The sequence below is a fragment of the Flavobacterium tibetense genome, from assembly GCF_003293845.1.
Taxonomy (GTDB): domain Bacteria; phylum Bacteroidota; class Bacteroidia; order Flavobacteriales; family Flavobacteriaceae; genus Flavobacterium; species Flavobacterium tibetense.
The window spans coordinates 1-16665 of sequence record NZ_QLST01000016.1; the positions used below are offsets into that span (position 1 = coordinate 1).

Annotated in this window: 5 protein-coding genes and 2 rRNA genes; 3 read left to right on the forward strand and 4 right to left on the reverse strand. The window is 32.9% G+C overall.

Annotated features, from left to right (window positions below; genetic code table 11):
* Positions 1-981: ribosomal RNA gene (locus tag DPN68_RS11320) — 23S ribosomal RNA — on the forward strand; the annotation flags it as partial.
* A gap of 166 nt (positions 982-1147) precedes the next feature.
* Positions 1148-1257 (forward strand): 5S ribosomal RNA (rrf, locus tag DPN68_RS11325).
* 423 nt (positions 1258-1680) lie between these two features.
* Here the strand turns inward: rrf and DPN68_RS11330 are convergent.
* Positions 1681-5193: a reprolysin-like metallopeptidase gene (locus DPN68_RS11330; RefSeq protein ID WP_162298414.1), complete on the reverse strand. Its 3513-nt coding sequence runs from the start codon at positions 5191-5193 to the stop codon at positions 1681-1683.
* A gap of 746 nt (positions 5194-5939) precedes the next feature.
* On the opposite strand from DPN68_RS11330, the gene DPN68_RS11335 reads away from it, so the two are divergent.
* A complete protein-coding gene (locus DPN68_RS11335; protein ID WP_162298415.1) occupies positions 5940-9461 on the forward strand; it encodes an Ig-like domain-containing protein in 3522 nt (1173 codons plus the stop codon).
* 51 nt (positions 9462-9512) lie between these two features.
* Here DPN68_RS11335 and DPN68_RS11340 read toward each other — a convergent pair whose 3' ends face one another.
* The 3 genes from DPN68_RS11340 to DPN68_RS11350 are packed head-to-tail and all read right to left on the reverse strand — an operon-like array spanning position 9513 to position 16639.
* Positions 9513-11477, reverse strand: a complete 1965-nt coding sequence (locus DPN68_RS11340) for a DUF3857 domain-containing protein (protein WP_113989763.1) — start codon at positions 11475-11477, stop codon at positions 9513-9515.
* Positions 11478-11481: 4 nt separating this feature from the next.
* Positions 11482-13410 carry a DUF3857 domain-containing protein gene (locus DPN68_RS11345; RefSeq protein ID WP_162298416.1) on the reverse strand — a complete coding sequence of 643 codons (1929 nt, stop codon included), beginning with the start codon at positions 13408-13410 and terminating at the stop codon, positions 11482-11484.
* Positions 13385-16639, reverse strand: coding sequence for a toxin-antitoxin system YwqK family antitoxin (locus DPN68_RS11350; protein ID WP_113989765.1), 3255 nt, complete (start codon positions 16637-16639; stop codon positions 13385-13387). The genes DPN68_RS11345 and DPN68_RS11350 overlap by 26 nt, the downstream gene beginning before the upstream one ends.
* Between the last annotated feature and the right edge of the window lie 26 nt (positions 16640-16665).

Sequence of the window (16665 nt, forward strand, 5' to 3'; positions counted from 1 at the left end):
GTAAACGGCGGCCGTAACTATAACGGTCCTAAGGTAGCGAAATTCCTTGTCGGGTAAGTTCCGACCTGCACGAATGGTGTAACGATCTGGACACTGTCTCAGCCATGAGCTCGGTGAAATTGTAGTATCGGTGAAGATGCCGATTACCCGCAGTGGGACGAAAAGACCCTGTGCACCTTTACTATAGCTTAATATTGACCTTGGACACGTGATGTGTAGGATAGGTGGGAGACTTTGAAGTGGGTTCGCTAGGATCTGTGGAGTCATTGTTGAAATACCACCCTTTGCTTGTCTGAGGCCTAACCCCGCGATTGTGGGGGACATTGTTTGGTGGGTAGTTTGACTGGGGTGGTCGCCTCCAAAAGAGTAACGGAGGCTTCTAAAGGTTCCCTCAGCACGCTTGGTAACCGTGCGTAGAGTGCAATGGCATAAGGGAGCTTGACTGAGAGACATACAGGTCGATCAGGTACGAAAGTAGAGCATAGTGATCCGGTGGTTCCGCATGGAAGGGCCATCGCTCAAAGGATAAAAGGTACGCCGGGGATAACAGGCTGATCTCCCCCAAGAGCTCATATCGACGGGGGGGTTTGGCACCTCGATGTCGGCTCGTCACATCCTGGGGCTGGAGAAGGTCCCAAGGGTTGGGCTGTTCGCCCATTAAAGTGGCACGCGAGCTGGGTTCAGAACGTCGTGAGACAGTTCGGTCTCTATCTACTGCGGGCGTTAGAAATTTGAGTGGATCTGATTCTAGTACGAGAGGACCGAATTGGACTGACCGCTGGTGTATCTGTTGTTCCGCCAGGAGCATCGCAGAGTAGCTACGTCGGGAAGGGATAAGCGCTGAAAGCATATAAGCGCGAAACCCACCACAAGATGAGATTTCTTTTAAGGGTCGTGGAAGATGACCACGTTGATAGGCTACAGATGTAAAGGCAGTAATGTCATAGTCGAGTAGTACTAATAACCCGTAAGCTTATCTGCAAGATTGTCTGCCGAGAAATCGGCAGACGAGAACTTTCTACTAAATATTTACTTATCTCAGTATGTTAAGATATTAGTCACTAGGCAAAAGGCAATAGCCAATAGTTTAGTTGACCCGAGCAAAAAAGCTGATGCCTTATGGCTAATGCCTATTGCCTTAAAAACTTAAGGTGGTTATTGCGGCGGGGCTCACCTCTTCCCATTCCGAACAGAGTAGTTAAGCCCGCCTGCGCAGATGGTACTGCATGACTGTGGGAGAGTATGTCGCCGCCTTTCTTTTGAAAAGCCCTATCAGAAATGATAGGGCTTTTTTGTTACCTATATTCCGTCCCGAAGGGACTCAAACAACAAATCCTAACTGTAATGGTTGGGATTTTTTTGTTTTAGGATTAAACCATTTTTAAATAATTTTCCAATAGATTTCAACTGAAAACCAAATCCCGCGTTAGGGATAGCAGCATTTGTTTGAGCTCTTACTTAAAATGCCTAAGGATTTTAAGTAAAGCGAGTGTGGATAGCCCGACCTGTAATTGCGAGGTACGAAGCAAACAGGAACGCCCAAAAAAAATCCAACTCTTGTGAAGTTGAACTTTAATGTTTTATTTTTCTACTAATTTCTCTTAGTCATTGTTTTAAATTTATAGAAAAAGCTGCCCAATTGGACAGCTTATAGATTTGGTAATTATTGGGATTCTGTTTTTATTCTTTTATGAATCGTTTTGTTCCAGCAGATTTGCCATCTGTAACTTCAATGATATAAATTGCAGACATTAAATTACTTATGTTAATTGTATTGTTGTCTACATTTCCACTTGCTACTTGCTGTCCCATTTGGTTGAAAATTCTGTAGGATGAATTGTTGTTTTCCATTCCTGAGAAATAAATGATGTCTCCTTTTACTGGGTTAGGATATAATTTGAAATCCAGCTTTGTGATTTCAGATACTTCGTTCGTATCAACTTTATTACTTGTAATTTCTTCTGAGTTTCTAGTGTGAATTGAAGTTATGTTTATTGTATAATCTTCAACTTCTCCATTTGAGAAAGTTTCACAAGCTGTTGGTGAAAAATTGAACTTCATGGAAACTCTCATTCTTGTTGTTCCTGTTAATGCATTCGTTGGGATATTGATAGTTCCACTTACGGATGAAGCTTTATCTTTTGTTCTAGAGAATACTAATTCGGATGATTCAAAAATTCCATTTTTATTAAAATCTATCCAAACATTATACGATTCGGCTCTTGAGTTACCATACCAACCCGGAGTAATTGTAATTGTATTAGATGTTCCAACCGCTAAATTTGTTGCAATTGCAGTGTAATCACCATAACCATTATTGTCTCCAGAAGTATTATTAATTGTACCCAATTGTACTCGATTAATAAATTCTTTAGATGTTCCTCCTGATGAGTTACAATATGAAATTGTACTAATTGAAGGAGCAGCTGAAGTAGTTACATTTACTGTGTTACTTGCAGTAGAAACATTTCCAGCAGCATCTTTTGCTCTTACATAGAAACTGTATGAAGTTGAAGTTGATAAGTCATTTACAGTTAAACTAGTTGCAGTTGTAGTAGTTTTTAAGATACCATTTTGATAGATGTCATAACCCGATATTCCAACATTATCGGTAGCAGCAGTCCATGATAAATTTGTACTTGAAGTTGTAGTTCCAGAGGCAGAAAGTGTTACCGATGATGGCGCTGTTGTATCTAAAGCTGCAGAAGTAGTTATATTTACTGTATTACTAGCGGTAGAAACATTTCCAGCGGCATCTTTTGATCTTATATAGAAACTATAAGTAGTTGAAGCTGATAAGCCGGTCACTATTAAAGTAGTTGCAGTAGTTGTGTTTGTCAAGACTCCATTTCTATATACGTCATAACCCGTTACTCCAATATTATCGGTAGCAGCAGTCCATGATAAGTTGGTGCTTGAAGTTGTAGTTCCAGAAGCTGAAAGTGTTACTGTTGATGGGGCTGTTGTATCTACAGGCGTTAAAGTAGTTATTTTTGCTGTATTACTAGCAATAGATAGGTTTCCAGCATCGTCTTTTGCTCTAACATAGAAACTATAAGCAGTTGAAGCAGTTAAACCTGTTATCGTTAAAGAAGTTGTGGTAGTTGTTGTTTTCAATATTCCATCTTGATACACATCGTAGCCAGTTACACCAAGATTATCTGTTGCGGCTGTCCAAGATAAATTTGTACTTGATGTTGTAGTTCCAGAAGCAGTAAGGGTTGATGCTGAGGGAGCTGTTGTATCAGCAGTACCTGAACCTGTAATGGTAAAGTTAACATTGTTTACATCAAAGAAAATATGATTACTTCCTTTTACCATGATTCTATTAGTTGTTCCTGGGATATTTGGGATAATTACATTTTGCGTTCCATCATTGGGAGTTCCTGCTAATAAAACAATTGGAAAAGTTTGTCCACCGTCAGTAGAAAGTAGAATGTCTACATTAGCGCAGTTTACATTATTTGCGTTAGTTCCTGCAACTGTCCAGTTAACGGTTTGAGTAGTTCCTGCAGCGTAAGATACAGCTGTGTTTTGAGAATTAACGATAAATGGACCCGCATTTCCGTCTACGGTTACCACCATATCATCGGTATTGTTTGCGCCTCCTCCAGTTCTGTTATCTCTCACGGTCAAACGGAAGTTTAAAGTACGAGCAACGCCTGGTAATGTTTCTGAAGCAATTCTATGTCCTTGCGTTGTGGTTAATCCAGCCAAGATAGTATTCATATTTGGAAAATAGCGCGTTGGAGAACTAGTAGGAGGATAAGATCTAAATAAAGGACCAGTTGTAGCTGTGCTACTTGGTGTGGAGGCTGTTGCATTTCCTAAATCCATTTGTTCCCACGAGTAGGTTAATTGGTCGTTGCTGTTAGCGTCTGTTGCAGAACCATTTAACATAAATGGAGTTCCTTTCGGAATGGTATAATCTTGTCCGGCGTTTACAACTGGTGTTGCATTTCCTGTAAGTGTAATGGTTGCGCAAGTTTTGTTTTTGATGTTATCTGTAACTTGTTGGATACTAATCGCATGAAAATAAGCATCAGGACGTTGTACAATGTCTTTTAAGCTAGTTCCTGCATAACTCATAATTGTAGAAGCACTTCCTGGTTCCATTTGTGCTTGATTTCCACTTTCTGTTCTGTATGTAAAGGAATGATTGGCTCCCAATTGGTGTCCCATTTCGTGTGCTACATAATCGATGTCAAAATTATCTCCAGATGGCATGCTAGTACCAGTATAGGCGCTACCTTTTAGACCATCAACACAAATACAACCTCTGCAGTTTGCATTTCCGCCTGCGGTTGTACCTCCAAATAAATGCCCAATATCATAATTCGCTTCTCCAATAACATTGGTTAAGGTGGATTGAACTTGTTGTCCCCAGTAAGTAGGTGAGTCGGTATACGGATCTGTAGCAGCATTGGTATAAAGAACATTCTCGTTGTTAGCGATTAGAACTAATCTTAGTCCAAAATCTCTTTCGAAAATACCATTTACTCTAGTCATAGTATTTACTATTCCTGCCAAGGCTAAAGCTTTTGTGCCACCAAAGTAGTTGGCATATTCTCCAGTACAAGAAACCGCTAGTCTAAAAGTGCGTAGTTTTCCGTCATCAGCTCCTCTTTGGCTTGATGTAAGATTACTTATTGTTTCTATTTCGGAATCCGATACACCACATTCAAATTTAGTAAACGGAGTTTTTCTATCCGATTTTTTATATACAGTATATTTGGTATTATCAGAATTTATAGGTTCGATGAAAATAGCTTCTTTATCAGGATAAATAGTCATGGATTTAAATCCTAATGGTGAAGAACTAAAATAAGCAATTGCTTTTGGATTGTCAACACCAATAGCTACATACGATTTTATTTCAGGAAATTTTGCTGCAAGTTCTGGAGCCATTACCGAGCTTTCATACACTTTGAAGTTTTCCAATGTTCCTTCTCCATTTGGTAATGTAATAATAAGATTTGAAGAAGTTTTAAGTGCCTCTTTTTTAGGAGATTTACTCAATAAGGTTTTCATTGAAGTAACATCTAAGTCGAATGTATTCTTTTGAGGTAAGTGTAAATTAGTACTTCTATTTGAAGTTTCATTCGAATTACTTTTTTTCCATAAATCATTTTTGCCTTGAGCAATTCCGTAGGTACCAGTAAAAAGTAGAGCGGCACAAATTAATTTTTTCATAGTCATTTTCATTTTTGTTAACCGCTTCAAAACTAAGTATTTAAAAAAATATAATCGACGAAATTAACAATATAATCGATGAAATGCACTATTTTTCATTACCTTGTAAGATATAAGCTAAAATTTTGAGCCTATTTGTTAACAAAAAATGGTAACGTTATGATAATCAGTAATTTTTATCTTTTCTTTTCGTAAGAAAAATATTCTTCAGAATTAAATAAAAAAAATAAAAATGAAAATTCAATGATTTTTTATGTTTTTTTTGACTTCATTTTTAGAATAAAAAGTACTTGAACGGACTTTTTTATAACTTCATCTATTAGTTAATTTTTTTTCTAAAATAGCAGGCATTTTTAATTTTATTTTCATGCTAAGTTATTGATGGTTAATTAATTGTTAAAAAGTTAAAGTTTCAAAAATGACTCTATTTTTTTAAAAGATTAATGAAAATTGAATTAAATTTGTACAACAAAACCTAAGCAAAGGTTTTTGAAATGTAGTTAGATTTTATTTTTTAAGAGTTTCTACTTTTAGTAAATCTATCAAACTAAAGGATGGTTCAATTGATTTATTGTAATTGCCAATGGCAACTTCTTCTGCAAAAATCAATCAATAACAGTTTATTTCTTCACATAAGTTTTTTAATTCATTAAATTTTCAATTTATGATTGGAAAATTTTTAATTTATCTCAAAACCACTTCTACACAAACTTACTAATGATATGGTATTTTTAAACCGTATTATTATGAAAAAATTTATTTTATTTTATCGAGAAAATGCCCAAAAATTGAGCTGTTCTTTAGAGTATGCAGCAGGGGTATTGAGAGGTTTGGGGCTTAATTCCAGTTTACAAGGAATTAATTTTAGCAAAAAAGGGATTTATTATGTTGCATTTTTACTTTTATTCTTCAGTCAGTCATCACTACACAGTCAAATCATAATTGATGGTGATCCTAGTGATTGGCCTGCAGTTTTAAATAATCCCGCAAATACAAAGAAAGCTTTTAAGCATGATCCTTTTGATGTATTACATGTTGATGATCAATGGACTGGCGGTTCTTCTGATACAGGAGCCAACCCAAATACGCATTGGTTTTGGGCAAATGGTAATTCAAATGACAAAGGGGATATTGCCAATGCTGGTGCTGTTTTATTAGGAACAAAACTCTATTTTTTTGGAGATAGAACCGCAGCAAATGGTAATGCTCAAATTGGCTTTTGGTTTTTTAAAGATGATGTGCGACCAACAGGAAACGGCTCAAGTTCAAGTCCATTTACAGGTGAACATGTAAACGGAGACATTTTAATTATAAGTAATTTTGTAAATGGTGGTGGTAATGCTCAACCGAGTATTTACATGTGGGCTGGAAAAACAGATGTTAATCCAGGAGCGTTAGTTCTTGTTACTGGTGGCGGATTAGATGCTGCTTTAGCAACTAACAGTTCTGTTGTAGATGTTCCAACTGGTCAAATGTTTAATGGTGAAATGTGGACTTTTTATCCAAAATTTGGAGAAACAGGAACGTATCCTAATCCGTTATTCTTCGAAGGATATTTAGATTTAGCTACATTACCGGGTGAATATAATGCTTGTTTTCAACGCTTTTTATTAGAAACTAGAAATTCACAATCCATTAATGCTTCTTTACAAGATTTAGTTGCTGGACAATTTTACGGCATTCCACCAGCGCCAACAGCAATTTCAAATGCATTTTGTGGAACAGGCTCTGTAAGTTTATCTGCGTCTGGGTGTAATGGAACTCTTAAATGGTATACAAGCGCAAGTGGAGGAGTAGCAATAGGAGAAGGCTCTCCATTTAATACTCCAGAAATTTCAGAGACAACAACGTATTATGTTTCTTGTACGGTTGATGGTTGTGAAGGACCAAGAACTGCTGTAACGGCTACAATAAATCCTTTACCATCTGGTGTTGGAGTTCCCACACATGTTACGTGTTATGGAGCTGCTACAGGTTCAATTGATTTAACTCCTTCTGGAGGTACACCGCCTTATACTTATGCATGGACAAAATTGGGTGATGTTAACTTTGCTGCATCCACTCAAGATGTATCAGATTTAACAGCAGGGGTTTATAGCGTGGTTATAACCGACTCTAAAGGATGTGAAGGAAATGTTCAAGTGGAAATCGTTGAAGCGCCATTAGTAACACCTGAAATTTCTAAAAACCCCGGAAATGCTTCTACATTGTGTGGTGTTTCTCCATCTGAAGCTCAAGCTCTGATTGATACAGCATTTACTAATTGGTTAAATGAAGCTGGCGCAGGATATGAAAGCGGAGTTCATGTTGATAATCCGGGAACGGCACCATATACTATTACAATTAGTCCTGAAAATCCTTCTGCACCTTTATATTCTGGTGGAAGTGTTGATGTTACTTGGACAATCACTGATGCGTGTGGTTTAACCGATACTGTTATTGGAACATTTACTGTTGATAACAACTGTAGAATCATTTGTGAAACCGTTCCAACGGATGTGCTTTGTAACGATGGTTCAACAGGATCAATTGCAGTAACGGCTTCAGCTGGATTTCCACCATACAATTTCTATTTGTATTTGTCTTCAGATCTTAATACGCAATTAGATAGTGTTTTAGATGTTGATTCAAATCCTGGTATGGCAACATTTTTAAATCTACCAGCGGGAACTTACACCATTCTTATTACCGATGCTGTTCAAGATTTGGAAGATCCAACATTATGTGCAGATACTTCAATTTCACAACCTGAGTCGCCTTTGTCAAGTCAAATTAGTAATATTGACGTTTTATGTTATGGTGACGCAACTGGATCGATTGATTTATCTCCTTCTGGAGGCACTCCTCCTTATACATTTTCGTGGAGTGCTTCAAATGGTGGCGTGATTCCTGAAGGTCAGGAAAACATTGAAGATTTAACAGGGTTAGTAGCTGGGACTTACAGTGTTGTAATTATTGATGCCAATGGAAATGAAGGAGGTTGTCGTAATGAGAACAGTGCTGAAATCATGCAATCCGATGAGTTAACTTGTTCCGTAGAAAAAAACAGTGACGAAATTTGTATTGGAGGACTAAATGGTTCGGCAACAGTTAGCGTACTTGGTGGTAGTGGTGATTATACTTATTTATGGGATAATGGTGAAACAACCGCTACAGCAACTGGATTAAGTGGTGGGCTGCACTCTGTAACCATAACTGATTCTAATGGTTGTGTTACTAGTTGTGAAATTACAATTGCTACAATTCCATGTGATGATGCTCATTGTACTTATACCCAAGGATTTTATGGCAATTATGGTGGTTTAGGCTGTACTCCAGATTATGGAACAGTTAATTCTCATGTAATGATGACTAATGCTTTAACTCAAGTGGGAGGTAGCTTTAATTTTGGAAGTTTAAATACCGGAAATTATTTCTTGTTGAAACTTTCGGATGTAACTGGAGCAGGTAATCCTGCACAAAATAAGATCTACAAAATGCTTCCTGGCGGCGGTTCACCAAGAGCTTTAGTTGGTTATGCTACTTACGATGAGTATGCCACATGGTCAGACAATGATCCATTAGTTGCTAAAGGAGGAAATAAAGGAAAAATAAATAACAATTTGTTAAGTCAAACGATTACTTTATTCTTTAATTTACAAATGGATCAATCATTAGGAGGTGTTGTTTTAGAAAGCTCATTTGCAACTGCTAAAACCATAACTTGTGGATCCAATGAACCTAATATGGAAACGGCTCAAGAGTTCACAATTTCATCTAATGTAATTAGTTATTTAGAGAATAACGGAGGAGCTACTGTTGCTAATTTATTTGCTTTAGCTAATAAATCGCTTGGAGGAGAATCTACAGGTGGAATTAATGCTGCAACAATTAACAATGCTGTTGATGCAATCAATAGAGGATTTGATGAATGTAGAGTTAAAGTTGTAATTCCTGAAGAAACAATTGAAACGAGAAGTATTGCTTTTGATGATAAAGATGCAACTTCAAATTCAAGACCAATTTCAGGAAATGTAACTATTTACCCAGTTCCGTTCCAAGATTCCTTCACTGTTGATTATGGATTGGATTATGATTCTTTAATTAAAGTTCAAATATTTGATATTAAAGGTTCTCTAATTTATCAATTGAATGATATTGATACCAAACAAAATCATGAAATTAGAGTAGAACCAACTTTTAATAAAGGAAAAGGAGAAATGTATATTGTTAAAGTAATTACTGATAGAGAAGTAATCATTAAAAAAGTGATTTCGAGTCAGTTTTAATGAAATATTAATTATAAACAAAAAGAGGCTTTTAAGCCTCTTTTTTTGTTTTTATTTGTTTAATACTAAAGTGATTTTATTAAAATCTGCAGCAGCATTAATCACATCTTTATATGAATCAAAATGTTCTAAAGGATAGTTGATAATATTATAAAATTCATTGTTTTCAATGATGATTTCATTTTTATTCTGTTTGTATGAACTTACAAATCCTGCTTCAGTTTTACCATTAATTTCAGTTTTATAATCCATGTTAAAATTTTCAAGATTTTTAACTACTATATTTTCTGGAAGTTTAATGATAATTTTTCTATAATACGAATGTGGATAATCAATTTCTACGGGAAGTTTTCTTTTGTGTTCTTGGTACAATTCCATTTGGGAACCAATTGTTTTACCAATACTGAATAAATAGGTATTTCCCGCTTTTTGAATCAAATCGCTACCTTCAAAAGTTAAATCTAGATGGAATGGTTTTTTTCCAATGTTTTCTAAACCGTCATTTTTAGATTTAATTGTCGTTGGTTGTTTTTCACCTGTATAATTTTGGGCAATACTTTTTAAAATATCTTTATATTGTTCTTCCGAAATAAAATCTTTCATTGGTTGAAAATTTAATCCAGAATAACCGCCATAAGTTAAATTGGTTGTAATTATTGGGTTTTCTAAATCTTTGGTGAAATCAACAGTGATTTCCATTGTGTCATGAGTTAATTCAACACCTGGAATAGTAATGAATCCTTTTTCACCAATTCCCATTTTAATTCCTGCAAATTCTTTAGATTTAATAAATAATCCATGATTATTAGCCAAATTGGCTGGAATTAATGGAATTCTATATTCAATTTCTGTTGGAGTTAAAAATTTATTGATGGAAGGAAAATAAAGTAAAATTTCATCAAGATTTTCATAACTTTCAAATTCAATATCAAAAGGAGTATCAAATCTATCTGATGCAAAAACAATTTGTGATTCTATATTGAATTGATTTAAAACGGCAATATACAAACGTAAAATATCACCTTGACTTGCTTGTTTAGATTTTATAATATCTGTAATTGTTTCTTTTGAATCGTAATAACGGTTATAGGTAATTGATTTTTTAATTTTATCTTCAATATTCCAAAGTTGTTCTTGAAGGTTGTTATTTTTTGCAATACTTTTACAAAAATCGGCAACTGTTTTAGTGTCTTTCTTGTCTAGAGTTGTATAGAAACGTTCATAAATATTTGATGAGAATTCTTTGAAATTATACAAATTTTTGGCACCACTATACAGGTTTTGGTCTAGTTTATAACTTAAATATTTAATTTTTGATCTCCAATTAGAGTACTTTTCATCATCAGGTAAAGCTTCAATATTTTTTTCGTTAATTGTTAATTTTGTACTAGTTTCAGAAGTTTCGGTATCAAATACTGGTTCACTTAATCCATTATAAACTTTTGTTTTAAAAACAAGATGTTTTGGATAGATTAATTCAAAGTTAGCTTGAACAATTGGAATGTCGCTTTGCATTCTAAAAGTTTTGCCGTTTAAAGTTGGAAATTCTTCTAAAATAAAAACTTTTTCTATAATCGCACCTTTTTCAAGTCCGTTTACAGCAAAATAGTTGAATTTCAGGTTTCTTTCTTCATCTATTTCTTCTTTAATGTCTTTTTTGTTTAGTGTAATTATTTTTCCATTTTTTAAAATTACTCGGGCTTCATTTTTTATTACATTAACATTTTGTCCCATTGGTAAATAAATTTTATTGTTTTTTTCAATGGCGTCATCAGAATTAATAAAAATTCTATCGTGTAGTAAGTAGTATTGTTTGGCTCCGTTTTTATCAACGATAATCTCAATTTTATTCTTTTTACTTAAAATGATTTCATTTTCAGATTTAAATTGTTCTGGTATTTCTAATGCTTCTGGTTTCTCACTCCAAGTATAATTTTTGAAACTATACTCTTGTGCACAAACAAGATTAGAAATAAATAATAAGGTGATAACGAAACTGATTTTTTTGATTACCATGATTTTATTTTGTTTTTGATAATATAATTGACTCGCTGTAGTTTGATTTTAATTGTTTTAAGCTTTCATTCCAAAGTGCAAAATCTTCTTTATTGATTAGATTTTTTTTCAGTTGAATTTTGTAATTTACCCCAATAGTGTTTTTTTGTTGTTCGAAAGTAATGCTGATTTTCATTAATTCATTGTCAATTAACTCATTTTTTGGATAATTCTTAACCTTATAGTTTTCTGGAATTGCAAGTTCATAATCCAAATTAAAAATTGATACAATTTCGAAATCATAGCTAGTTGTTCTGTCAATTTCTATTGGGTTTTTATCGAAAATTTTATTTAGAAAAAGATTAATGTAAATCTCATTATCAACGTTAATTAAATAACTGTCCAACTCAAAGTCATAGTTGATATTATAGGACAAATCTCTATTTGTTGCATTTTCTTCACTAAAATCAATTAGTTTGAACTTGTTGTTTCCTTTTAGTACTAAGTTTTTGATAATGTCGAATCTTCTTTTTCCAGTATTATCACCAAGATAAGCAATTGGATATGTTCTGTTAAATCCGTTGTATTCAACTCTACCTTTTCCTTTTAATAAACCATTTTCAATTGTCAATTTAATGACATCATTTACTTGATTTACTTCTGCGTTTATAATTGGAACTTTTACAATTTCGTAGCCATTAGGTGTATTAATAAGTGCTTCTTTGTCTTGAATAAATGCTGTAGGTAAACCGTAACGCGTTTCTCTATCTGTTGCATCTAAAAAAATATATTTTGAGCCATTTTTGTAAGCTGCAATCATATGATTATCAACTGCTGGAGTAGGTAATTCATTATAGCTATATGGGATTTCTCTTGTGCCAATCCAACATAAATATACATTTTTAATACCTGCATAACTTGCCATAGTAACAATAATGCTCGACATATCTTTGCAATCACCAAATTTGCGTTCAAAAACTAAATTAGCTTCTCTTGGAATAAAGCCTTCATAACCATTTTCAAAAGCAATGTACTTGATGTTGTCTTTTACCCAATAAAAAATAGCTTTTACTTTTTCTTCTTCCGAATTTAGGTTTTTCGTTAAATCAACAGCTAATTCTTTTAAATCTTCATTTTCCTCCTTATTGATGTTGTCTACAAAACCTTTATAATATTTGTGAAGCCTATTAACATCATCTAAAACTTCAATTTTTTCGTTGTTGATGGTGTAATCTTTAATGTAAACATCAATATGGGGAATAAAATGTAAAACTCCAGGACCACTAGATTCAAATTTTTGAGGCATGATGTCTCTTTGTGTCCAAGAATAAACGGTTTTCCCTTTTTTTTCAGACTTTGTAAGGATTATAGAATTGTTAGGGTCGTTAAAAATTTTATAACCAATGTTAATATTTTTATCCGTTATCAATTCAAAAGTTGCATTTTTAATTGGATATCCACTTCCAAAAATAAATTTGTGTAATAAGAATGGATCTAAAAATTCTCTTTTATATGAATAAGATTTCTTTGCGCCAGCTTCTAAGTTAGTAAATATTAAATTGCGCTTTCTTACATCATCGAAAAAAATATTACTTCCGTTTGATTGTTTTTCATTGGTTTGCGTAACTTTAATTTTTTTCTCTTTACCATTAACATTCACAATAGAGTAGGCGTCATAACTTATAAGCTTAACTAAATCAGAATATGTAAATGATTCTTGATTGTTATGAATACCACTTTCAGACAAAATAACCGATTCCATTTCGGTATTTTGAATGATTTTTAATTTGTTTTTTTCTATAAAGATTTCATATGATTGATAATCTTTTGTGATAATTTCTTTTTGGTCTGGATATTCATTTTTAAGTTCTTGGAACGAATATTGAGCAAAACTATTCCAAGAAATTAGAATGAAGAAAACTAAAAGTTTATTGGATGATTTTAACCAATTCATCTGAGTCATATTTTTTAGTTACTAGTAATTTTCCGTTTTTGTAAATTAAAAAATCACCATGTAATTCGTCATTTTCAAAAGTTGCTGTAATCCATGGTCTTCCTTCTTCATCAAAATAATTTTGTTCACCAAAGTAATCCGAATTTTTGAAATTTTCTCTTTTATAAATTTTTCCATTGGAATAATATTCAATACGATTGCCTTCTAAAATTCCATTTTTGTAATTGGCTTCATATTCTGGATTTCCTTCTTTATTTTGAACAATTAATTTTCCAGTAATATTTCCTTTCTCAATTTGGAATTTAATAGCTAATTTTCCATTTGGATATTTAGATTCAATTATAGCAGTTTCATTAACGATCTCAATTGGTGTGCCAAAAACGCCTTCACTATTTAAATTAGAATACTGAATTGCCATATTGTTTTCGTAAACAACTTTTAAAATTGGAGTTCCTTCTTGGTTGTAATAAATATAGTCTCCTTCATTTGATCCATCAAAACTGGTGTATTCGTACATTTTTTTTCCACTTTTGAAAAAACGCACGGTTTTTCCATTATTTTCTCCAAATGTAAATTCATCAATTAATCTTAAATTTCCAACTAAATCGTATATCTTATCAATTCCGTGTAATTTACCATTGTAATAGTTTCTTTCATATTGAATGGTTCCATACGGACTGTAATATTTATAGGAATTGTGTCTTACTCCATTTTTGAATTCCATATCTACAATTGGAGTTCCTGTATTTTCTTTTGAAGTATATTTTCCATTAAAATTACCATTGACAATAGAAAATTCTGAAGTTGTTGTCTTATTGTTCGTTATTGTTATTTTTCCATTTTTGTTTATATAATCAATTTCATAATCCTTGTGGTTATTGATATCAAAACTTTCATTTAAAACGGCATCCCCTTCGTTATATTTTGTTTTTTGAGAAATTTGTCCGTTTTGTCTGTAAGTTATTCTAGAATTATGTAGTTCGCCGTTTTTATAGAATCCTTCAACTTTTACCTTTCCATTTGGATAGTAAGCAGTAAACGGACCATTTTGTGTACCATTTGAATAATAATATATATCACTTAAAATACCGTTGTCATAAACTTCATAAAGACCATTTATTTTATCATCTTTATAGTTTGAGATTGAATTTAATTCGCCTGTTCTATTATAATTATAACTTAATCCTTGTTGTAAATCAGCTACATTATTTTCTTTTATTCGTAAATAGCCATTTGAAAAATAATAATTCCATTCGCCGTTTTTCTTTCCTTTGTCATAATTACCACTTACGATAACATTTCCGTTTAAATTAGCAATTTGGAATGGTTTTTTCTGTAAACTCACTTCTTTTGGTTTTGCTGCGTTTTTTGTGTATTGTAATCCTGATTTTAATTCATTTCCTTTATAAATTTCTTCAAAATACTTTTCTCCTCTAATTGAAAAATAACTATAAGAAGTTAATTGTTCTTTAGCGTCAAAAATCAATTCTGATGATTTTTCTCCAGTGATATGATAATTTATGGTTTTAGTGATTTTTCCAGCAGTGTAAAAGCTTTCTGAATTCAATTTTGAGTTAGTGTAATATTCTTTGTAGTTACCTTCCACTTTCCCATTTTTATAAGTTGCTTCAGCTTTAAGAACCTTTCCGTCAAAAAATTGTTGGTAGTTTCCTTCTAAAAGATCATTCTTGTAATTTGCTGTGTAAGTAATATCTCCAACTTCATTATAGATAATATACTTTCCATCAAGCTTACCATTATTGTAAACAACTTCAGAGCTTTTAGTTCCATCTGCATGATAGCAGGTTAAAGTTCCGTTTCGTTCCCCTTCAGTAAAATTTAATTCACATCTTTTAGAACCATTTCCATAGAATGTTGTGCTCAATCCATGAAGTTTTCCATCCTTATAATTTTCAACCGTATTTAGTTTTCCATTTTCAAATTCTTTAACTTCTCCGTCAAGCTTTCCATTTTTGAAGTTTCTTTCAAGATCAACATTTCCTTTTTCGTCAAAATAGATTTGTTTTCCATGAAGTTCGTCGTTCTCAAGATTTAGTTCTCCAATAATATTTCCATTGTCATCTAACAAGGCAAATTTTCCTTGTTTTTTCCCGTTGATAACATTTCCAACTAAGTATGGGCGACCATCTTCTATAAAAGTGATTACATCTTGTTTTTTGCCAAAATGATTAACACTTCTTTTGGCATAAACATTCCAAAGATCTTTAATGATGTAACTTTCATAAAACGCAGTGATTTTCTTTTTGTGTGTGGTTAGTTTTTTTCCTAAATCTTCTTCTAAACTTAATAAGATATAGTAACTATAAGCCTCAAAATGATTTTTACTCATCAAGTCCTTAATCCAAGGAATATAAGTGGTTTCAAAGAAACCGTCTTGCATTTTATGCTCTTTGGTATACTCCATTACCGCTTGCATCTGACGGATAATTACATCATCAAAACTAGATTTAACTTTGTAAGCTTTTCGCAATGGTAATTGATTTGAAAGTATAGTTTCAATTTCGCTAAAATCATCTCCTGATTCAGAGAATTTTAGGTCTCCTTTAGTAATATAATTTTCACCATACTTTTTATTCAATTTGGTAATTGTTTCACTAGCATATCTTCCTGTCGGATTTAGAATTAAATAGCTTAGTAAAGCCAAAGTTCCTTCAGTAACATTACCATTTTCTAAAGCCAAGCTACCAAGGAAATAATGACCCGATGTTAAATTTGGATTAATTGTAACCACTTTTTTCAAGATATCTACACTTTTTTGTAAGTCACCTTTTCTTAAATATAGAATACCTTGATTATATAGAAAATTCGAAGAATTACTCATGTAAATTGCGCCTTCTTCAAATATTTTTTCTGCTTTTTCATACTCTTTTTCATCGCTTAAAAAACTTCCGTAAGAAGTATACATTATTGGCTTTTCCTTCATACTGCCATTATTGTATAAATCCTCAAAATGCTTTCTTAATTCTTCTTTTTTTCCTGCAGCAGACAACGCCAAGCCAATTTCATATTGTGCGGTTAAATATTTATCATCGTATTTTGAAATTTTTTGATACTCTTTAACAGCATCGTCATATTTTTCATTGTAATAACTTCTTAATCCATTAGTTAAGATTGAGTCGGTATTGTATGAGAAACTGTAATCTTTTTTGTTTTGAGAGTAACTACTAATGCTTGCAAGTACAAAGATTGCTAAAAATATTTTTTTCATTTGGAGTAATAAATTTTTCCAAATAT

Coding starts and splice junctions, on each gene's coding strand:
- DPN68_RS11335 (WP_162298415.1), top strand. CDS start 5,940: ATGAAAAAATTTATTTTATTTTATCGAGAAAATGCCCAAAAATTGAGC.
- DPN68_RS11340 (WP_113989763.1), bottom strand. CDS start 11,477: ATGGTAATCAAAAAAATCAGTTTCGTTATCACCTTATTATTTATTTCT.
- DPN68_RS11350 (WP_113989765.1), bottom strand. CDS start 16,639: ATGAAAAAAATATTTTTAGCAATCTTTGTACTTGCAAGCATTAGTAGT.
- DPN68_RS11330 (WP_162298414.1), bottom strand. CDS start 5,193: ATGAAAAAATTAATTTGTGCCGCTCTACTTTTTACTGGTACCTACGGA.
- DPN68_RS11345 (WP_162298416.1), bottom strand. CDS start 13,410: ATGAATTGGTTAAAATCATCCAATAAACTTTTAGTTTTCTTCATTCTA.